Annotated in this window: 20 protein-coding genes; 9 read left to right on the top strand and 11 right to left on the bottom strand. The window is 66.4% G+C overall.

What is annotated here, in order from left to right; all coding sequences use genetic code 11:
- Positions 1-68: 68 nt before the first annotated feature.
- On the bottom strand, positions 69-590 hold the full coding sequence (gene infC / locus GGR11_RS15975) for a translation initiation factor IF-3 (protein ID WP_035309352.1): 522 nt from the start codon (positions 588-590) through the stop codon (positions 69-71).
- 124 nt (positions 591-714) lie between these two features.
- Positions 715-1,677, bottom strand: coding sequence for a glycosyltransferase family 9 protein (locus GGR11_RS15970; protein WP_183198667.1), 963 nt, complete (start codon positions 1,675-1,677; stop codon positions 715-717).
- 71 nt (positions 1,678-1,748) lie between these two features.
- On the opposite strand from GGR11_RS15970, the gene GGR11_RS15965 reads away from it, so the two are divergent.
- Entirely contained in the window at positions 1,749-2,489 is a 741-nt protein-coding gene (locus GGR11_RS15965; RefSeq protein ID WP_183198665.1) for an alpha/beta fold hydrolase, read from the top strand.
- Between the two features lie 218 nt (positions 2,490-2,707).
- Here GGR11_RS15965 and aguB read toward each other — a convergent pair whose 3' ends face one another.
- The 5 genes from aguB to GGR11_RS15940 all read right to left on the bottom strand — a co-directional run bounded on the left by aguB (position 2,708) and on the right by GGR11_RS15940 (position 10,112).
- Positions 2,708-3,571: an N-carbamoylputrescine amidase gene (gene aguB, locus GGR11_RS15960; protein ID WP_183198663.1), complete on the bottom strand. Its 864-nt coding sequence runs from the start codon at positions 3,569-3,571 to the stop codon at positions 2,708-2,710.
- Positions 3,568-4,587, bottom strand: coding sequence for an agmatine deiminase family protein (locus GGR11_RS15955; RefSeq protein WP_183198661.1), 1,020 nt, complete (start codon positions 4,585-4,587; stop codon positions 3,568-3,570). The genes aguB and GGR11_RS15955 overlap by 4 nt, the downstream gene beginning before the upstream one ends.
- 184 nt (positions 4,588-4,771) lie before the next feature.
- Positions 4,772-7,132, bottom strand: a complete 2,361-nt coding sequence (locus tag GGR11_RS15950) for a TonB-dependent receptor (protein WP_183198659.1) — start codon at positions 7,130-7,132, stop codon at positions 4,772-4,774.
- Between the two features lie 181 nt (positions 7,133-7,313).
- Positions 7,314-8,540 (bottom strand): capsular polysaccharide export protein, LipB/KpsS family, encoded by a 1,227-nt coding sequence (locus GGR11_RS15945; RefSeq protein WP_183198657.1) that lies wholly within the window; start codon positions 8,538-8,540, stop codon positions 7,314-7,316.
- 429 nt (positions 8,541-8,969) lie between these two features.
- Positions 8,970-10,112: an OmpA family protein gene (locus GGR11_RS15940; protein ID WP_183198655.1), complete on the bottom strand. Its 1,143-nt coding sequence runs from the start codon at positions 10,110-10,112 to the stop codon at positions 8,970-8,972.
- Positions 10,113-10,396: 284 nt separating this feature from the next.
- Between GGR11_RS15940 and GGR11_RS15935 the strand changes: the two genes are divergently transcribed.
- Positions 10,397-11,599: an acetyl-CoA C-acyltransferase gene (locus GGR11_RS15935; RefSeq protein WP_183198653.1), complete on the top strand. Its 1,203-nt coding sequence runs from the start codon at positions 10,397-10,399 to the stop codon at positions 11,597-11,599.
- A 61-nt stretch (positions 11,600-11,660) separates the two neighbouring features.
- Here GGR11_RS15935 and GGR11_RS15930 read toward each other — a convergent pair whose 3' ends face one another.
- Genes GGR11_RS15930 through GGR11_RS15920 form a run of 3 tightly spaced genes read right to left on the bottom strand, consistent with a single transcriptional unit; the run spans position 11,661 to position 13,395 of the window.
- A complete protein-coding gene (locus GGR11_RS15930; protein WP_183198651.1) occupies positions 11,661-12,233 on the bottom strand; it encodes a demethoxyubiquinone hydroxylase family protein in 573 nt (190 codons plus the stop codon).
- Between the two features lie 4 nt (positions 12,234-12,237).
- Complete coding sequence (locus tag GGR11_RS15925; RefSeq protein ID WP_183198649.1) at positions 12,238-12,780, bottom strand: disulfide bond formation protein B; 543 nt, start codon at positions 12,778-12,780, stop codon at positions 12,238-12,240.
- A 39-nt stretch (positions 12,781-12,819) separates the two neighbouring features.
- The gene (locus GGR11_RS15920; RefSeq protein WP_183198647.1) at positions 12,820-13,395 is read right to left on the bottom strand and encodes a YqaA family protein; all 576 of its coding nucleotides are present in this window, start codon (positions 13,393-13,395) and stop codon (positions 12,820-12,822) included.
- Positions 13,396-13,503: 108 nt separating this feature from the next.
- Here GGR11_RS15920 and GGR11_RS15915 point away from each other — a divergent pair, with 108 nt between their 5' ends.
- On the top strand, positions 13,504-14,139 hold the full coding sequence (locus GGR11_RS15915) for an exopolysaccharide biosynthesis protein (protein ID WP_183198646.1): 636 nt from the start codon (positions 13,504-13,506) through the stop codon (positions 14,137-14,139).
- Positions 14,140-14,142: 3 nt separating this feature from the next.
- On the opposite strand, the gene GGR11_RS15910 is transcribed toward GGR11_RS15915, so the two are convergent.
- Positions 14,143-14,670, bottom strand: a complete 528-nt coding sequence (locus tag GGR11_RS15910) for a hypothetical protein (RefSeq protein WP_183198644.1) — start codon at positions 14,668-14,670, stop codon at positions 14,143-14,145.
- Between the two features lie 205 nt (positions 14,671-14,875).
- Between GGR11_RS15910 and GGR11_RS15905 the strand changes: the two genes are divergently transcribed.
- From GGR11_RS15905 to GGR11_RS15880, 6 genes are all read left to right on the top strand, one after another.
- Complete coding sequence (locus tag GGR11_RS15905; protein WP_246331954.1) at positions 14,876-16,003, top strand: DUF5694 domain-containing protein; 1,128 nt, start codon at positions 14,876-14,878, stop codon at positions 16,001-16,003.
- Between the two features lie 140 nt (positions 16,004-16,143).
- Positions 16,144-17,241, top strand: coding sequence for a 4-hydroxyphenylpyruvate dioxygenase (hppD, locus tag GGR11_RS15900; RefSeq protein ID WP_183198642.1), 1,098 nt, complete (start codon positions 16,144-16,146; stop codon positions 17,239-17,241).
- Positions 17,242-17,427 (top strand): hypothetical protein, encoded by a 186-nt coding sequence (locus tag GGR11_RS15895; protein ID WP_183198641.1) that lies wholly within the window; start codon positions 17,242-17,244, stop codon positions 17,425-17,427. It abuts the gene before it with no gap.
- Between the two features lie 157 nt (positions 17,428-17,584).
- Positions 17,585-18,673, top strand: a complete 1,089-nt coding sequence (locus tag GGR11_RS15890) for an isoaspartyl peptidase/L-asparaginase family protein (RefSeq protein ID WP_183198639.1) — start codon at positions 17,585-17,587, stop codon at positions 18,671-18,673.
- 58 nt (positions 18,674-18,731) lie between these two features.
- Positions 18,732-18,998 (top strand): hypothetical protein, encoded by a 267-nt coding sequence (locus GGR11_RS15885; protein WP_008263954.1) that lies wholly within the window; start codon positions 18,732-18,734, stop codon positions 18,996-18,998.
- Between the two features lie 71 nt (positions 18,999-19,069).
- Entirely contained in the window at positions 19,070-19,912 is an 843-nt protein-coding gene (locus GGR11_RS15880; protein ID WP_183198637.1) for a hypothetical protein, read from the top strand.
- Positions 19,913-19,918: the final 6 nt, after the last annotated feature.

The following is a 19,918-nucleotide window of genomic DNA, read 5'->3' as shown; positions in this document are numbered from 1 at the left end:
TATTCAGAATGCATAACGCCCGCAACCACAAGGCGCGGGCGTTATAATCTCACTCCAAGGCGGAAGCCTTAGCGCGGCGCCAGGATCATGATCATCTGGCGGCCTTCCATCTTGGGCGCGAACTCGACCTTGGCGATTTCGTCGAAATCGGCCTGGACCTTGTTCAGCAGCTTCATGCCCAGTTCGGGGTGGGCCATTTCACGGCCGCGGAAGCGCAGCGTGACCTTGACCTTGTCGCCCTCGTCGAAGAAGCGGTGCATGGCCTTGGCCTTCACCTCATAATCGTGGGTGTCGATGTTCGGACGGAGCTTGATTTCCTTGAGCTCGACGACCTTCTGGCGCTTGCGCTGTTCGGCCTTCTTCTTCTGTTCCTGGAAACGGTGCTTGCCGTAATCGAGGATCTTGGCCACCGGCGGTTCGGAGGTGGAGACGATCTCGACCAGGTCCATCCCGGCTTCTTCGGCGGCTTCGAGCGCGGAAGAGGTGGGCATGACGCCCTGTTTCTCACCGTTCTGATCAATGAGCAGAACGCGAGGGGCGCGGATATCCTGGTTCATACGCGGCCCGTCTTTCACGGGTGGCGCTTGCATGGGACGGCGAATGGGCGTCGTTTCCTTATGTGGTCAAAGAAGGCGTGTGTCGTGATGAGCGAATGCACGCGGCTGTCGCCACGCTCCCCTCATGACGGCAATATGCGCCCAGAAGCCCGGTTTTTCAAGGCTTGGCGGGCGTTTCGGCGATATAGGCGTCGTGCAGCGCCAGCACCGCTTCGAAGACATGATCGACGCTCAGAGCCTCGATGGGGGCGAACTCCCCGCGCGTCTCGTTCGAGGCCGCCGTGCGCGTCTTCGGCCCCCAGGGACCGTACAGCCACCACTCCGTCGGCCCGAACAGGCCCAGCGTCGGTCGCCCCAGCGCCGCCGACACGTGCATCAGGCCGGAGTCATTGCCGACGAACAGATCGGCCCGGTCGATGGCGGCTGCCGAGGCCAGGATGTCGCCCTTGCCCACGAAGTCGATGGCCCGAGCCCCGGCCGCCTCCAACGCCGGCGTCGCCGGCGGCCGGTCGCCCGGCCCGCCCACGGGCATGAAGCGCCAGCCGTCGAAACGCGGCTCGGCCTTCAGCTTCTCGACCAGGGCGCCCCAGCGGTCGGCGGGCCAACTCTTGCCCGGCTGGTGCGCGATGGGGGCCAGGGCGATGATGCGACCGGGACCGGCGCCGCCGGCCAGTTGCGGATCGATGACGGCGGCGGCTTCGGCCCGCGCCTGGTCGTCCAGGAAGATTCCAGGGTCCAGCGGCGTCGGCGATCCCATCAGCCGCGACACCATCTCGACCTTGCGCAGCCCCGTCTCCCACGAGCGGTTATAGACGACGCGCCGTTTCGCCGGGATCAGATAGGCCAGGGCCGAGCCCCGGATGTCGACGACCATATCCCAGCGGGTCGAACGCACCTGTTTCCACAGATCGACCCAGTGTCCGGCCCTCTTCTTCTTGTCGAGCACGATGGTGCGCACGACGCCGGGCGCATTGCGGAAGAAGGGCGCGGGCGGCCGGCCGCAGGCGACGGTGATCTGCGCGCCCGGAACCTGACGTGAAATCTCGCGGATCACGCCCGAGGAGATGACGCAGTCGCCGATGCGGTTGGAGGTGACAAAAAGGACCTGGGGTGCGGACATGGGCCTGTGTTCCGCCATCGCGCGGCGCGGTCAAGGGTGACGGCGAAGGAAAGTCCGGGCAGAACGCCCCCATGACCGACATCCAGCACCTGTCCCGCCCCGACGGCGAAACCCTGGCCTTCAAACGCATCGAGGGCGGCGGCCCGACCCTCGTCTGGGTCGGCGGCTTCCGCTCCGACATGGAGGGGACCAAGGCTCTGTCCCTGGACGCGGCGGCGCGCGAACGCGGCTGGAACTACGTCCGCTACGACCATTTCGCCCACGGCCAGTCTTCGGGCGACTGGCGCCAGGCCACCATCGGCCGCTGGCGTGAGGATGCGGTCGCCCTGATCGACAGCCTGTCCGGCCCGGTCATCCCGATCGGCTCCTCGATGGGCGGCTGGGTCTCGCTGCTGGCGACCCTGGCGCGGCCGGAACGGATCAAGGGCCTGGTCCTGGTCAATCCGGCCCAGGACTTCACCGAACGGCTGATGTGGCCCGGCCTGGCCGATCACGAACGCCAGGCCATCCTGCGCGAGGGCGAGACCCTGATCGTCGAGGCGGGCCTTGGCGAATATGTCCTGACCCGTCGCATGTTCGAGGAGGCGCGCGACTGGCTGCTGCTGGACGGCGTCATCGACATCGCCGCCCCGGTCCATATCCTGCAAGGCCGCGCCGACGACGTGGTTCCCTGGCGTCACCAGGTCGAACTGATCGAGCGGCTGACGGGCGGCGACGTCCGCCTGGACCTGATCGAAGGCGGCGACCACCGGCTGTCCACGCCCGCCGACCTCGACCGACTGGTCGCGGCGGTGGAGGGGATGCGGGGCTAAAGACCAACCCTTCGTCATCCTCCGGCAAGCCGCGTCTTCGCGGCGCAGACCGGGGGACCCCTCGTTTTCTTCCGGCCCGCGCAGCGGGACCGGGGGAGGCGCCGAAGGCGATGCGTCCGCCGCACGATCGCAAAACCTTGTCCGCGAAAGGTTCGCGCTTTCGCGCGCCGCTGGGTCCCCCGGTCTCGCCACGCTCGCCGGAGAATGACGAAAGAAACCTATTTCGCGCCCGTCAGCGCACCATACAGATCCGTCCGCCGATCCCGGAAGAAGCCCCAGGCCGCGCGATACTTGTCCAGTTCATCCAGGTCGAAGCGGTGCACCAGCACCCCCTCCTCCTCGGCGCCCAGGCTCTCGACCAGATCGCCCTGCTGATCGGCGATGAAGGAATGGCCGTAGAAGGTCTGGCCGACCTCGGTCACCGTCTCATGCCCGATGCGATTGGCGCCGACGACGGGAACCGCGTTGGACACGGCGTGCCCCTGCATGGCGCGCCGCCACGGCTGGGCCGTGTGCAGGGTCGCGTCGTGCGGCTCCGTGCCGATGGCGGTCGGATACATCAGCACGTCGGCGCCCATCAACATCATCGCCCGCGCGGCTTCCGGGAACCACTGGTCCCAGCAGATGCCGACCCCGACCTTGCCGAAGCGTGTCTTCCAGACCTTGAAGCCCGTATCCCCCGGCCGGAAATAATACTTCTCCTGATAGCCGGGACCATCGGGGATATGGCTCTTGCGATAGATCCCCAGGGCCTCGCCGTCCGCGTCCAGCATGACCATCGAGTTGTAATACTGCGGCCCGTCCTTCTCGAAGATCGAGACCGGAATGGCCACGCCCAATTCCTTGGCCACGGGCGCCATGGCCGTGACGCACGGATGCTCGCGCCATTCATAGGCCTGGCTGAACCAGTGCTCCTCCTGCGACACGCAGAAATAAGGCCCCTGGAACAGTTCCGACGGCAGGATCACCTGGGCGCCCTTGCCCGCCGCCTCGCGCACGAAGTCGATGGTCTTGGCGATGTTCGCCTGCATGTCCTCGCCATACGAGGTCTGAATGCCGGCGACGGTGATTGTGCGGGTCATGCGGGCTCCTGCTGGGAGATGCAGTGGAACGAGCCACCGCCGGTCAGGATGGCCTTGGACGGCAGCGGAATGATCTCGCGATCAGGGAAGGCGTCCTTCAACGCCTTGCACGCCATATCGGCTGCAGCGTCGTCGCCGTAGGTGGGCACCACCACGGCGCCGTTGGCGATCAAGAAGTTCATGTGGCTGGCCGGAATCGGGCGTTCGTCCTCGTCCAGCACCAGGCCCGGAGACGGGATTCTCAGCACACGGAGCTTACGCCCCGCCGCGTCGGTCATGCCCGACAGATCGCGCGCCGTGGCGTCATAGACCTCGGCGTTGGGGTCGTTTCGTCCCCAGGCGATGGGACAGGCCACGACGCCCGGCGCGACGAAACGGGCCAGGTTGTCGACGTGTCCGTCGGTGTGATCGTTCAGCAGGCCGTCGCCCAGCCACAGCACGGCCTTGGCGCCAATGGCGGCCTCCAGCGCGGCGGTCGCGACCGCCTCGTCCTGGTTCCAGGCCGGATTGCGGTTCGGGTTCAGCAGGCACTGGCGCGTGGTCAGAACCGTCCCCTCCCCGTCGTGATCCAGCGACCCGCCCTCCATGACGAAGTCGTTCCACGTCAGGGACACGCCCGAATGTTCGCCGATCTGGCCCGCAACGAGGTCGTCGCCCGGCATGTCGTACTTGCCGCCCCAGCCGTTGAACCGGAACGCCGCCGCCGTCTTCGATCCCGCGCCGAAGATCGGCCCGGTGTCGCGCAGCCAGATGTCGCCGAACTTCCCGGCAACCACCTCGACATTCTCGATCCCGGCGAAACGCGCCCGGGCGTCCGCCAGCACCTCGGCCTTGCCGACCATCAGCCTGACCTGTTCACGCCCCGGCCCGGCCAGAGCCCGCACCAGCCCCTCGACCTCGTCCTGCGCCTGCTCCAGCGCCTCGAACCAGTATTCCGCATGGCTGGGCCAACCCAGCCACATGGCGCGGTGCGGAGCCCATTCGGCGGGGATGGCGGCGGAGATGGGAGCGGTCATCGGCGGGCAGGTCCTGTCCAGGGTCCAACGGAGCGGGCTCGCGACCCGCGAGCCGCGAGCCGCGCCATATGGCCCCAACCGCCCCCGACTTCAACGGCGCGTCGGGGCGGCCGGGGTTCTCGCACAAAGAAAAAGGGCGGCCCGCGAACGGACCGCCCTTCGTCGTTTCGATTAACGGACCGCCTTAGAAGGCGGCGCGCAGGGTCACCATCGCCGTGCGCGGGGCGCCCAGCTGATAGCTGGCCGCGCCGGTGGTCGACGTGGAGATGTCAGCCAGGTATTCCGTGTCGAACAGGTTGATCACGTTGAACTGGATGTACGAAGACCCGTTGCCGACGCTCGCCAGGTTGTAGCGGACGTCGAGATCGAAGGTCGTGTAGCCGGGAGCCACTTCGGTGTTGACGTCGTTCGAGAAGCGGTCGCCCACGCGCTTGCCTTGCAGCCCCAGATCGAACGGACCGACAGTATAGGCGACCCGCATGCCATACTGCCACTCCGGCGTTTCAACCAGTTGATTGCCGGCGGTTTGAATGAAGACCGGCACGCCGTTGACGACGCCGTTGGGCAGGTTGCTCTTAACTTCACTGTCAGTGTAGGTCACCGAGCCGGTGATGTTGAACTTCTCGAACGGCGACCAGCCGAGTTGGCCGTCGAAGCCCTGAAGCGTCACATCGCCGACGTTGCGGGTCAGGAACAGGTTCGCTGCCTCATCAAAGGTGCGCACGATGCGGTTCGAATAGTCCGTTTTCCACACGGCGATCGAGCCGAGCAGGCCAGGCGCTTGGTAGCGATAGCCGATGTCGTAAGATTTGGTGCGCTCGGGCTCGGGGTTCACATCGACCACGTCATAAAGGTCGTCCGTCCGCGGCGCAGAGAAGCCCTCAGCGTAGCTGGCATAGACCGAGTTGTGGTCGGCGAAGCGCCAGGTCACGCCGCCGTTCGGCAGAACAGCGTCATAGCTCTTGCTGAACGAACGCGGCTTGCCGTAGCGATTCGATGCGCTGCTGTTCATCGACGAAACCGGGAAGGTCACCAGATCCGTTCCGGCCACCGGCGTTCCGACCTGGGTGGTGCAGTAGGCGTTGAAAGTATCGCGCTGGTAGCAATAGTTGTTCAACTCGCGGTCGAAGTAAGGGGCGCGAACGCCCAGGTCCAGGCTGATCGCGTCGTTGAAGAAGTTGCCGCGATATTCGGCGGCGATCTGGTTCAGCTTAGCGTAGGATAGTCGGTCGCGACGACGCAGGATGGTGCCATCCGGGAGCGCCACCGGGGTTCCATTACGGCCGGCGAAGGCGTCTTCCGGCTTGCCGTTGGCGTCGATGTAGCCGAACTGACCCGTCTGGCGGTGACGACCGTTGTCGTAGGTGTAGGCGACCCGCAGGCGATTGTTTTCGTTCAGATCCCAGATCAGCGAGGATGTCAGGGCGTAACGGTGGGTGTTGGTGATGTTAGGGCGGAACAGGGTCACGCGGGTCGCGCCGTTGATCACGCCGTCGCCGTTCAGGTCAACGCCGGCAGCCGAAGAGGAGCCCCGCAGTTGCGCGTCGGTCTCGCTCATGGTCTGAGTGCCGCCGCCGTGGGCCAGGACGTACTGGAAGGACGGGTCGATCGTCAGAACCAGATTGTCACGCAGCGTGAACCGCGAGGCGCCACGGATGTTGCCCGTGTTCGAGGGGTTGATGCCCGTCAGGGTCGCCGGAAGCGAATTGCCCGAGTCGTAAGCGACGCCGTCGTTGAACTGTTGCAGCGTTTTACGGGCGATGAAGCTGTTGCGGTTCTCATTGTAGTTGGCGGTCAGCGACAGGAAGTCGCCGTTGTCGCCAAGCGCCTGGTAAATACGGCCGTTGTACTGGGTCTTGTCGACGCCGCCGGCGCCGATGAAGTGGTCATATTGGGTTTTCGACGCCGAAAACCAGGCAGTCGTGCCCCAGGGCCCGAAAGCGCCGGTGTCCACCAGCCCGAAGAAACGACGATAGCCGGTTTCGCCAATCGAGGGCTGCAGTATGAAGCCGAACTTCTCTTCTGGACGGCGCGTCGAATAGTTCACGGTGCCGCCCGTCGCCGAAGCAGTCGGGCTGTCAACGTCGGTCGTGCCGAGGTTGACCGTCGCGCGGCTGATCAGTTCCGGATCCAGCTGCTGGTTCGAATAGATGGCGTAGTTGCCGGTGTCGTTCAGCGGAACGCCGTCCTGGGTCAGCGAAATGCGCGCCGAATCGAAACCGCGGATCGTCAGATCGCCGCCGGACGAACCGAAGGCGTCATTGTTGGTGAAGTTCACGCCGGGCAGCAGGTTGATCGAGTTCAGGATCGTTTGGCCAGGAGCTTGGGTCGAAATATATTCTTCGGTCACGGAGGCCCGCGACTTGGACACGGTTTCAGCCACAATGGCGCCGTCGATGTTGCGCGGACCGCGCTGACCGGTGACGATGATATCGCCCAGTTCGGCGGCTTCCGTGCCGGTCGATTGTGCGGAGGCGGCGCCGGCGCCGGCCAGCGTGCCGACGATGGCGGTGGTCGCCCAGAAGAGGCGCTTGCGGTTGATCATTGCATCTATCCCCAGATGAAGGCCGGACGGGCCCCTAAAGGCGACAAGCGGGGTCGCCTGTCGAAATCTGGCCCCATCTACGTCTGGTGTTGCAATGTCAGGCGACAGTTATATGACAACGATATGACAGAGCCCAGCTGTGGCCCTGTCGCAACATTCATGCTGTGCTACGGAGGATTGCTTAGAAAATCCGCTCAAACATGTCGGCGACGCCATGCGCGGTCCGCCCGATCGCCCGGGGTTCATGGAAATTGCCGTTCACCTGGCTCTGGGCGATCACATGGGCGCGGAACCGGGTGAACAGGGCCGTGTCCGGCGCCTGGGGCGCGGTCCAGAAGTCGTCCAGCGCCTGCTGGTCGGTCAGTCCGTCGAAGTCGAAGAAGGCGTCGCCCAGAACCTTGACCGGCGTATGGAAGCCCAGGGCGGAGAGGGCGGCGCTGGAATTGTTCACCACCATGCCCTGAGAGGCGCGACACAACTGGGCCAGATTTCCGCCGTCGATGAAATCGACCCGGCCTTGCAGACCGCGCTCTATGACGAGACGCCGCGTCACCGCCGGAAGATCGATCAGACCCGGATCCAGCGGATGGTTCTTCACCACCAGCCGCGCGTTCCGGGGCGCTCGGGCCGCAAAACTGGTCATGACCTCGGCGAGGAAGGCCGTGTTGTCGGCGTACCGCGAATAGCGAAGCAGTTGCGCGTCGCCTTCACGCTGCAGACAGACGATGAAGAATTCGCCCCGTGCGGCGATGACATCGACGTCGTTCTCCGACGGACGCCGCGTCGCCAGGCCCAGATAACGCCGGACATGGCCCAGGCACTGGCTCAGCGGCGAGGCCGTATAATGGTTGGCGTGCCGTGGAAACAGGAAGGCGCCCAAGGTCTGGGCCACATGATAGGCGGTTATGTTGACCACATGGTGAGGCAGGATCCGACCCACGGGAATGGGTTCGGGAAGGACGGGTTCCGGCGCGGGATAGCCGTCGCGAAACCGGGGAAGGCCGCTGGACGCATTGACGCCGTTGAGCTCGACCGTGACCCAGTCGGGGCGGAAATATCCATTCTCCAGCACCCAGACGCGGGCGTCTAGCCCTTCGGTCGCCGACAGGACCGCGCGATTATAGGGACCGCCTTCGCCAAACAGGAGGAGATCGGTGAAGTCGGCCGCCACCTCCGCCAACCTTTCGGCCCAGACTTCGGCTGCGGCCTTGAACACCACGCCGCCGGCGCGGCGCCAATTCATGGCGTCGCCGGCGTTGAAGATCATCCGCCGAACCGTCGCGCCCCGCGCCTCCAATGTCCGCGCCAGAGCGACGCCGAATCCGCCGAACGGCGCCGACACGATCAGGAACCGTCGGCCGGACAGGCTTTGACTGTGGTGGCGGCCGCCGACAGGCAAGACGGTCACATCGCCGCCGTAAGCAGGCGTCGGCGGCGGTGCGCGAAGCCGCGATTGGACGGTCGGGGGGCTGTCCGCCCGAAGCCGGTACCGCCGCCGCCGGCGTCCCGTGACCTGTCGATGCGACTGGCGAAGATCAACCATTTTACAGATCCCCAGTGCGCTTAAAGCGGGGAGGCGGGTCAAGGAACGACTCTTCGCCGATGCAATCGGGGCGTTTAGCGGAGACTGTGACCATTGGGTTTTATCTCGCTCGCCACAAAGGTCGGATCAACCCAAATTCCATAATGCGGCGCGATTTCGACCAACCGTTACCGTCTCTCCACATAGAAAACCGCCATCCTCGAACGAAGACGGCGGTTTTTGATCCGTCGATAGACGCACCTCAAAGATCCGTGACCCCCGACCCGACTTTCGTCGGGCCGGAAGTCCTGGGTCTTAGAAGTTGATGTCGATCGTCGCGCGACGGTTGAGCGGCTCACGAACGCCGTCAGCGGTCGGCTTGGCCAGGGCGGTTTCACCCTTGGCGTCCAGGGCGATGACGCCGCCGTTGACGCCTTGAGCGACCAGGGCGTCCGCGACGGTGCGCGAACGACGGTTCGACAGGCCGAGGTTATAGGCGGCCGAGCCCGAGGTGTCGGTGTAGCCGACGATCAGGACGCGCGTCGGACGACCCGACTTGGCGTAGGTGGCGGCCTGGCTGACCACCGAACGGGCCTCCGTCGTCAGGTCCGAGCGATCCCAGTCGAAGTAGACCACGAACTGGCGGGCGACCGGAGCCTGGGCCACCGGAGCCGGAGGCGGCGGGGGCGGGGGAGGCGGGGGGGGCGGAGGCGGCGGGGGAGGCGGGGGCGGTGCAGCTTCTTCAGCGCCGAAGCTGTAACGCAGACCCAGGGTCACGGTGTGCGACTGATCGTAGTCGCCGTCCCATTCGCCGAACGAAGTCCCGCCCACCGTGGTCGAGGCGAACGAGGCGTCGCCCGTCAGATAGCGGTAGGTCAGGTCGATGTTGGTGCGGTCGCCCACGGCCCAGGCCAGACCGGCGATCGCCTGAGCGGCGAACTTGGTCGAGTCGTCATCGGCCGTGAAGGTGGCGCCGCGGTTGGCGCGCAGGTTGCCTGTCGTGTCGGTGGTGACGCGGTTCACGCCGGCGCCGAGGCCGACGAAGGGACGGATGCCCCAGGCTTCATAGCCGAAGTCATAGATGACATTGGCCATCAGGGTGGCGGACTTGATGTCGCCTTCCGGAGAGAAGCAGCCGCCGGTCGCCGGGGTCAGGTTGCACAGGCCCTGGGTGCCGGAGACGGCGCGCACGGTGCCGATGTCGCCTGAGCGGTAGCCGCCCTCGAGTTCAACGCGCCAGTTCGGGTTGAAGCGATAGCCGAGACGGGCGAAAGCCGCCCAGCCGTCGTTCACTTCATAGTTCCAGTTGGCGCCCGTCGTCGACGATTCAGCGTTGATGTCGTCGATCATGTGGTAACCGGCGTCGATCGCGCCGTACCAGCCGTTCGGTTCCGCCGAGGCCGCGCCAGCTGCGAACAGCCCTGCGACGGCGACGGAGGCGAGAAGTTTGAGCTTCATAGCTTCCTCAATCTGTAAAATGCCTGAAGCCGAGCTGTTGCCCGACGTTCCCGAGCCAAACGGCATCGCTGGCCGGTTGTTCCGCCCGCCTGAGATGAATGTGGCGACTGTGGCGCCGTTTCAACACAATGGGCGAACGAGGGTCGGGAAACAGCGCCGCTTGTGACGTGTCCCGGCTTGCGTTGACGCCGCGTGAGGGGCCTAAGTTCCTCGCAGAGGAAACCGTTCTGGTCTCAAGTCGCGCCAATCGCGACAGGCCCGCCCAACACAGAAGGATCTCCGTCATGCGCGAAGCCGTCATCGTCTCTACCGCCCGCACCCCCATCGGCCGGGCCTATCGCGGGGCCTTCAACGACACCCAGGCCCAGCAGCTGGGCGCCCATGCGGTGAAGCACGCGGTCCAGCGCGCCGGCGTCGATCCTGCCGAGATCGAGGACGTGATCATGGGTGCGGCCCTGCAGCAGGGCTCGACAGGCACGAACGTCGCCCGCCAGATCGCCCTCGCCGCCGGCCTGCCCTCTTCGGTTCCGGGCATGAGTCTGGACCGCCAGTGCGCCTCGGGCCTGATGGGCATCGCCACGGCGGCCAAACAGGTGATGTTCGACCAGCAGAAGATGGCGGTCGGCGGCGGGCTGGAAAGCATCTCCCTGGTTCAGAACCAGCACATGAACCTGTACCGGGGCAAGGACGAGGCCCTGCTGAAACTGGCGCCGCACATGTATATGTCGATGTTGGAAACGGCCGAGGTCGTGGCCCGCCGCTATGACATCAGCCGCGACCGCCAGGACGAATACGCGCTTCAGTCCCAGCAGCGCACGGCGGCCGCCCAGGCGGCAGGCCGGCTGGATGCCGAGATCGTGCCCATGACCACCAGCATGCTGGTCACGGACAAGGCGACCGGCGCGACATCGTCAAAGGAAGTGACCCTGTCGAAGGACGAGGGCAACCGGCCCGACACCACCCTCGAAGGTTTGAAGGCGCTGAAACCCGTCTTCGGCAGCGGCGAAGAGATTCAGCAGGGCGAATTCATCACCGCCGGCAACGCCTCCCAGCTGTCGGACGGCGCCTCGGCCTGCGTCATCATGGAGGCCGGCGAGGCGGTGAAGCGCAATCTCCAGCCGCTCGGCGCCTATCGCGGCATGGCGGTGGCGGGGGTCGAGCCGGACGAAATGGGCATCGGCCCGGTCTACGCCGTGCCCAAACTGCTGAAGCGTCACGGCCTGACGGTCGACGACATCGGCATCTGGGAACTGAACGAAGCCTTCGCCGTCCAGGTCCTCTACTGCCGCGACCAGCTGGGCATCCCGGACGAGCTGCTGAACGTCTCGGGCGGCGCCATCTCCATCGGCCACCCCTACGGCATGTCCGGCGCCCGCATGACCGGCCACGTCCTGATCGAGGGCAAGCGGCGCGGCGCCAAATACGGCGTCGTCACCATGTGCATCGGCGGCGGCATGGGGGCTGCGGGATTGTTCGAGATCTTCTGAAGAGCTCCCACCCAAACTCCGTCATCCTCGGGTCAAGCCCGAGGGTGACGGTGGCGCAGGATCAAACCTTCTCGCTGACCTTGATCGCCACCCGACACCCCGCCTTGATGACGCCGCTCAGCAGCCGATAGGCCGGCGCCTCGCGGCTGCCGTGTTCGATGGCGTGGTCGTGGTGGGCCAACTCCTCGTCGCGGAACTGTTTCAGCTCCGCGGCCAGGGCCGGGTCGCGGTCGCCGATCTCGGCGATCTGGTCGGCATAGTGTTTCTCGATCACGCTCTCGACCGCCTCGGTGCAGGCATGCGCCGCCTTCTCGCCCATCAGAGCGGTGCCTGCCCCCAGGGCCGAGGCCGCGATCCGCCAGACCGGGGTCATCAGTGTGGGCCGCACCCGACGCGCGTTCAGCAGCCGCTCGAACCGCGCCAGATGCACCGCTTCCTGGTCCTGCATCTCGCCCAGATCGCGCGCCATGTCTCCATGGGCCTTGCGACCCTCGAACACCGCCTTCTGGGCGCGGTAGATCAGGACCGCCGCATATTCGCCGGCGTGATCGACCCGCAGGATCTCGCCCATCCGCGCCTTGTTCGCCCCCATTCCAGGCCGTGGCAGGGGGATATGAGGGGCGGCGTCGGTCATGGCGTCAGGCCTTTTCGATCCGGGGGGCGCGGGCGTCCTTGGGGCGTTTGGCCGCCAGCAGACTGAACCCCGCCAACGCCAGGGAGATGACGGCGTTCCAGCCCGCCATGGACAGGCCCAGCCAGCTCCAGGCCACGGAATCGCACATGGCGACCCGCGGGGCCGGACCCGTGCCGAGCGCCAGGGCGGTCAGGCTTTCGAGATCGATGGAGCCTCCGCCCATGCAGGTCGCGGGCAGGCTCCACCATTTATACTCGCCGCCCATATGGAAGACGGCGGTGACGGCGCCGGTGGCGAAGACGGCGGCCAGCAGAAAGGCGGCGATCCGGGGCGTGCCGCGCCGGCTGCCGCTCAGGATCGTCCAGGCCGTCGCCACCACCGCCACGGCGACCGCGCCCCAATAGACCTCACGCTGTTTGAGGCAGAGGTTGCAGGGCGCCAGGCCCGCGAAACGCTCAAAGGCATGGGCCGCGCCCAGCATGACCAGCGACGCGGCCAGGGCGAAGGCGGTCCACCAACGGGTCAGCAGGCGATAGATGTCTGTCATCGTGCAGCGGTCTTACCCCGCCCGGGCGTCGCCGTCGACTTACAGAAGCTTCAACACCACGATCAAGGCGATCAACAGCGCCAGGCCTATCCCGGACCATAGCGCCAGGCGTTTCTCGACCTGGGCCAGCATGACCGCCCCCCAGCGTTTCAGGATCCAGGCCTCGAGGAAGAACCGGCCGCCCCGGGTCACAACCGACGCCCCCATGAAGATCGGGAAGCTGAAGGCCGCCAGGCCCGAGGCGATGGTCACCAGCTTGTAGGGAATGGGGGTGAATCCCTTGATCAGTATGACCCACAGGCCCCACTGGGCGAACCACTGGCGGAAATGATCCAGACCGTCCGAATGGCCAAGAACCCGGAGGATCGCGAGACCGAGATCGGTCAGGAAATAGCCGATGGCGTAGCCGAGAATCCCGCCCAGAACCGACGCCAGGGTGCAGACTCCGGCGTAAAAATAAGCCTTCTCCGGCCGGGCCAGGATCATCGGCGCCAGCATCACGTCGGGCGGGATGGGGAAGAAGGAACTCTCGGCGAAGGCGACAACGGCCAGGGCGGGCGTGGCGTGGCGGCCCCGCGCCAGATCAAAGACGCCGTCATAGAGCTTGCGAAGCATTGAAATCCCCTAGCAGGCGCGACGCCCTAGCAAGACCTGCGTCCGACGTCACCCGCCGCGACATCGCAGCCCTCGCCGTCCGTTCCCGACGCCTCTAAAGGAGGCGGCATGACCGTCCCCTCTCCGTCCGGCCACGCCGACGACGTCAGCCACGACATCGCTCGCCTGTTGCGTCGGCTGTCCGACGACGGCGGCGAGGCCGGCCTGACCCTGGAAGAAATTCGCGACCGCCTGGACGAGCGCGCCTATGGGCTGCTGATCCTGCTGCTGTCGATACCCTGTCTGGTGCCGGGCCTCTACGGTGTGCCCCAGGTCGTCGGCGTCGCTATCCTGTTGCTCGCCGGCCAGATGCTGGTCGGGCGCGAAGAACCCTGGCTGCCGCGCTGGCTACTGAACCTGCGCGCCAAGGCCTCGTGGCTCAAGGCCATGGCCGATTTCGCCGAGTCGAAACTGGGCTGGATCGACCGGTTCTCCCGCCCCCGCCTGCGTCGCTTCGCCGACGGACCGGGCGAGAAGCTGGCGGCGGCCTTCATGATCCTGGCCACCCTGACCATCGTCCTGCCGATGACCAACACCATTCCCTCCGTCGCCCTGGCCCTGCTGGCGGTCGGCCTGATCCAACGCGACGGCCTGTTCGTCATCGCCGGCGCCGCGGTGACCACGGCCTGGCTGACCATCCTTGGCGTGGTGGCGACCGGGCTGCTGTTGGGCGCGGAATGGGCGACGCGGCTGCTGCCGGGCTGACCCCTAATCGTCGCGGCGATCCGTCGCCCGCCCCCGCTCGATCCGGATCAGGTCCAGCACGCCGATGATCTGACGCGATCGCCACTGGCTCATCAGATAGGCGAGAGGGCCCAGGCCCATGAGCACGAAGGTGCTGGCCACCAACGACATATGGTCCCGCGTAAAGCTCAGAAGACCATCGCCGGCCAGCTCGGCCAACAGAGCCAGGATCGAAAGCGGTATGGTCAGGTAGCAGACGACGACGAACCGGAACATCTGGTCCTGCCGCCGCGCGTTCAGGTTCGCCAGCGCCGACAAGGCCTCGAACTCTGCCGCGTCCGCCCCTTCCAGCAGGGCGAAAGTCTTCAGCGTCGACGGATTGCGGCGAAACCCGCTGATGAAATCCACCCCGGCATAGCCCCAGGCGCCGGGCGTATAGAAGCTGGACGGGATCAGGCTCCAGATCGGAAACAGCGCCTTCAACCGCCGCCACAGCGCCCACAACGGAGCAGGCCCTTCCTCCATTCCGTCGGGAGTTTCCGTCTTGTTCATCGCATTCCCCGTCGCATCAACCCTGCGTTCCATGGAACAGATCATGATTCCTGGTTGCACCACCGGGCTTATGTTCGACGCAGCGGCTGCCAGGCTGAAGCGCGTCCCGGGATGTCAGAAATTTAACGGGCGCCGAACTGTGTTTCGTCGGAAGAAGACACCAGCGTCGCTATGGAGCGATGTGGTTTTCGCTTCGAGGCGCCTCATGTCCCATTCTTCCGGCCGTTTCCTGTCGTTGATCCTGTCTTCCGTCTGCCTGGCCCTGGTGTCGGAATCGACGGTGATGGCCCAGGATGCGACGTCGCCCGCCTTTCGTCCCTCTTTCCATCCGTCCGAACTGAAGGGACCGCCCGCCGGGGCGCCGAATGAAGTTCTGGTGCTCGGCACGCCGCACCTTTCCAACCTCGACGAGGGCTTCCAGCCGGCCTTGCTGACGCCGCTTATGGATCGCCTGGCCGCCTGGCGGCCCACCGCCATCGCAACGGAAGATTTGTCGGGGCTGCAATGCGACAGCCTGCGTCGCTACCCGTCGCGCTATGCCGAGACGGTCAAGACCTATTGCGACGACACCACCGCCGCCAATGCGGCCCTGAGCCTGGACGTGCCGGCCGCCAATGCTGAGGCCGAGCGTCTTCTGGCGGATTGGCCCGCTCAACCCACGCCCGCCCAGCGACGCCGTCTGGCGGCGGTCTTCATGGCGGCGGGAGAAAACGGATCCGCGCTCGTGCAGTGGCTTCGCCTCCAGCCGGAGGAGCGTATCGCGCAAGACGGCCTGAACGCGGCCCTGGTCACGCGCTTGAACAGGATCAAGAGCCAGCACAACGAGACCTATCTGATCGCGGCGCCCCTTGCGGCTCAACTCGGCCTGGAACGCCTGTGGAGCGTCGACGACCATTCCGCCGACACGCCGGACGGCGCCGATCCCGCCGAAGTGGAAGCCTATGGCGCGGCCATCATGAGCGCGTGGGACAATCCCGCCAGCCATGCCCGCAGGGCGACGGATATCCGCCTCGGCGCCGCCTTGACCGAACCGGACGGCGTCCTTCAGATGTATCGCACTTATAACGCCCCGGATGCGCCGGCGCTGGTCTACCAGTCGGACTTCGGCGCCGCTCTGACGGAACCGTCGCCCCAAGGTTTCGGTCGCCGGTACGTCGGCTTCTGGGAAACCCGCAACCTGCGCATGGTCGCCAACATGCGCGACGTGCTGGGCCGTTATCCGGGCACGCGGATGCTGACCATCGTCGGCGCGGCGCACAAGGGCTACTACGACGCCTATCTGGACCAGATGCATGATGTGCGCCTGGCGGATGTGGAGACCGTGCTGCGCTGATCGCATAGGCCGGGCGGGGCTGTCGCCATCACGACCCCGTGGGTCTGCCTTGGCTCTGTCGTCATCCGCGACTAGGTTCCGCCCCAATCGGCGGCCCCTTTCGGTTAAGCCCGCCACAAAAGCTACGCGGGAGACGCGCCATGAATGACATGACCCTATCCGAGGCTGAACAGATCAACCTGGAAAACCCCCTCGGCGTCGATGGATTCGAATTCGTCGAATTCACCGGCCCGGAACCCAAGGCGATGATTGCGCGCCTTGAACTGATGGGCTTCACCCAGACCCATGTGAACCCGAAGACCGACGTGGTGCGCCTGAAACAGGGCGACATCTCCTTCCTGGTCCACCGCACGCCCAAGGGCCAGGCCCAGGCCTTCGCCGGCGACCACGGCCCCTCGGCCAACGGCATGGCCTTCCGCACCAATGACGCCAAGGCCGCCTATGAGGGCGCGCTGGAACGCGGCGCCGTGGCCGCGACCGATGCCAACGGCGGGGCGCTGGGCGACTATCCCTATATCCTCCAGGGCATCGGCGGTTCGCTGCTGTACGTCATCGACCAGTACGGCGACGCCGGCTCGCTGTACGACGCCTGGGACGAGATCGAGGGCTGGGAAGAGGCCGAGCGCAAGAATTCGATGGGTCTCGAGATCCTGGACCACCTGACCCACAATGTCCGTCGCGGCCAGATGCGCACCTGGTCGGGCTTCTACGGCTCGGTCTTCAACTTCGAAGAGCAGAAGTATTTCGACATCAAGGGCAAGGCGACGGGCCTGTTCTCGCAAGCCATGATCGCGCCCGACCGCGCCATCCGCATCCCGCTGAACGAAAGCCAGGACGACAATTCCCAGATCGAGGAATTCCTGCGCCGCTACAACGGCGAAGGCATCCAGCACATCGCCCTGACCACCGAGAACATCTTCGAGACGGTCGAGGCCATGCGTGCCCGCGGCGTCGATTTCCAGGACACGATCGAGACCTATTTCGAACTGATCGACAAACGTCTGCCCAACCATGGCGAGGACGTGGAGCGGATGCGCAAGAACCGCATCCTGATCGACGGTTCGGACGAAGAGGGCCTGCTGCTGCAGATCTTCACCCAGGACACCTTCGGTCCGATCTTCTTCGAGATCATCCAGCGCAAGGGCAACGAGGGTTTCGGCAACGGCAATTTCCAGGCCCTTTTCGACTCCATCGAACTGGACCAGATCCGTCGCGGCGTCATCAAGGTCGACGCCTGAATGCGGATGCGGCCGCCGACCTGGCTGCCCTGGCTCGGCCCGGCCCTCGCGGCCGGCGCCGGCGCCCTGGCGGGGGAGTTCTGGCTGGGCGGCGGGTTCTGGACGGTCCTGCTCGCCGCCCTGATTTGCGGCTTCGCCCCCATCATCGCCTATCGGGTGTGGAAGCGGCTGCACCATCGGGAGTGATGGGCCGCGTCTGCCCCCACTCCCGTCACTCTCGGGCTTGTCCCCGCACAATTTCATCTACCTCGTGCTTGAAAACGCACGGCTTTTCAAATTGTCGCACCCATCGACCTGACATCGCCGGGGGTCGGGTTACAATCCACCGACGGAGGGACCGACCATGATGCGATCTGGACGAATTGCACTAACTACACTCTGTTTTTCCATCGTCGCCGGCCTCGTCCATGCCCAGGGACATGCCCAGGAGCCGGCCGCCCCCCGCTGGTCCCTGGCCATCCACGGCGGCGCGGGCGTGATCGAGCGCGCCGGCCTGACGCCGGAACAGGACGCCGCCTATCGCGCCGCCCTGCAACGGGCGCTGGAAGCGGGATCGGCCGTCCTGGCGCGCGACGGCGCGGCGCTGGACGCGGTCCAGGCCGCCGTCCAGGTCATGGAGGATGATCCCCTGTTCAACGCCGGGCGCGGCGCTGTCTTCACCGCCGCCGGCCGCAACGAGCTTGACGCCGCCGTCATGAACGGCGCGGACCTGACCGCCGGCGCCGTCGCCGGCCTGACCACCACCCGCCACCCGGTCGCCGCCGCCCGCGCCGTGATGGAACAGTCTCCGCACGTCATGCTGATCGGCCCCGGCGCCGACGCCTTCGCCGCCCAGGCCGGGCTGGAACAGGTCGATCCATCCTTCTTCTTCACCGAACGCCGCTGGCAGGGCCTGATCAAGGCCCTGACCGAGGCCGGCCTGCCCCTGCCCGCCCGCCCCGCCGGCGCCCCCGCGCCCAGCGATCAATCGGCCGCCCCCCACGCCAGCGGGGCCCCGCCGCTGAACGAGAAGAAGTTCGGCACCGTCGGCGCCGTGGCCCTGGACAGCCAGGGGCGCCTCGCCGCCGCCACCTCGACCGGCGGCATGACCGCCAAACGCTGGGGCCGGGTCGGCGACGTGCCGATCATCGGGGCCGGCACCTACGCCTCCAACGCCGACGGCTGCGCGGTCTCGGCCACCGGCTCGGGCGAGTATTTCATCCGCTCCACCGTGGCCCGCGACATCTGCCGCCGCACCGCCGACGGCGCGACCGTCCAGACGGCGGCGGACGCCGAGATCGCCGACGTCGGCTCCATCGGCGGCGACGGCGGGGTCATCGTCATGGGTCTGACCGGCGCCCCGGCCTTCGCCATGAACACCTCGGGCATGTATCGGGGGGCGGTGTCTTCGACGGCCGCCGCGCGCGTCGCGATCTACGCCGACGAACCCTGAGCCCCGATTTCAGACTATTCATACGTTTCATACCCCCCTTTTTTTTTCAGACTGACCCATGCCCGCGCCCGACGACGAACTGACCGTGATGGCCGAAGAAGAGCTGGACGCCGCCTGCGCCATGCCCTTCGTCGAGCTGAAGAAGATCACCCCCTGGGGCGACTCCTATGTCGGCTTCGCGCCGTCCGGCCGCGAGGTCGAGGTCGAGCGCCGCTATCTGTGGGCGGTCGAACCCGCAGGCGGGGTGGTGGTCGAAGTCGAGGTGCGCGATCCCGCCGCCCGCGCCGGAGCGGAGGCGAAGGCCCTGCTCACCGAACATCGTTAACCTTTCACTTGGCCCAGCTTCGCCGCTGCGGCATCATGCGGGCGCGAACAACGGGTCAGGCAGGGTGCGGCATGTCGGCGAGCGTCACCAACTATCCGCAGGACTTCCAACCGGCCGATCCGGCAGGGTTCGAGCCCGTTGATTCTGCGCTGTTTCTGGGCGTCCATCCGCTACTGCTCCTGCTGTTGGCGGCCCTGGCCCTGGGCCTGATGGTCCTGGCCTACCGGGCGGGCAAGGGGGCCTCGACCGCCCAACCCGACGCCGCCGAATCGATCTGGCGCGCCATCGACCGGGCCTGCCAGGCGGCCATGACCGCCAACAGCGACGCCCTGACCGGCGCCGCCAAGACCCTGCGCGCCACGGTGGACGACTGCCTGGGCGCCGTCGTTGTCCTGGCCGAGGGACCGTCGAAACCGCTGAAAGCCGTCGACCACGCCCTGAAGGGCCGGATCAAGGAGGCCGTGAAGCCCAAGGACGAGCCCGTTCATGACCACGGCGCCAAGCCCGGCCACGGCGAACCCCCGCGCCCGGACCACCGCCACCTCGCCATCCCCGCCAATGTGACCGTCGTCTCCAACAGCCACGTCGTCATCAAGGGCGACCGCGTCGAACACGGCGCCCCGGACGCCCACAAGGATCACGGGGTCGAGGTGCTGGACAAGCCCGCCTACGCCCCCCATCCGCCCAAGCCCGCCCCTCACCCGGCGCCCGACAAGCCGGCGGACAAGGAGGTCGAGCGCGACATGACCAAGCCGGAGCAGCTCGCCGCCCTGCGCGAAGCCGTGGCCCAGTTCAACGACCACTGGTGCCGCCGCGACGAGCGGATCCGCGAACTGCGCGCCGCCCACCGCCAGCTGTCGACGCCTCGGCCCGGCGGCCAAGCGTCGGGACACGGCGGCGGCGCCCGTTCCTGATCGCGC

The organism is Brevundimonas mediterranea (assembly GCF_014196125.1).
Lineage (GTDB): Bacteria > Pseudomonadota > Alphaproteobacteria > Caulobacterales > Caulobacteraceae > Brevundimonas > Brevundimonas mediterranea.
Note: the sequence above shows the minus strand (reverse complement) of the source record. Positions and strands in the feature narration are given on the sequence as shown.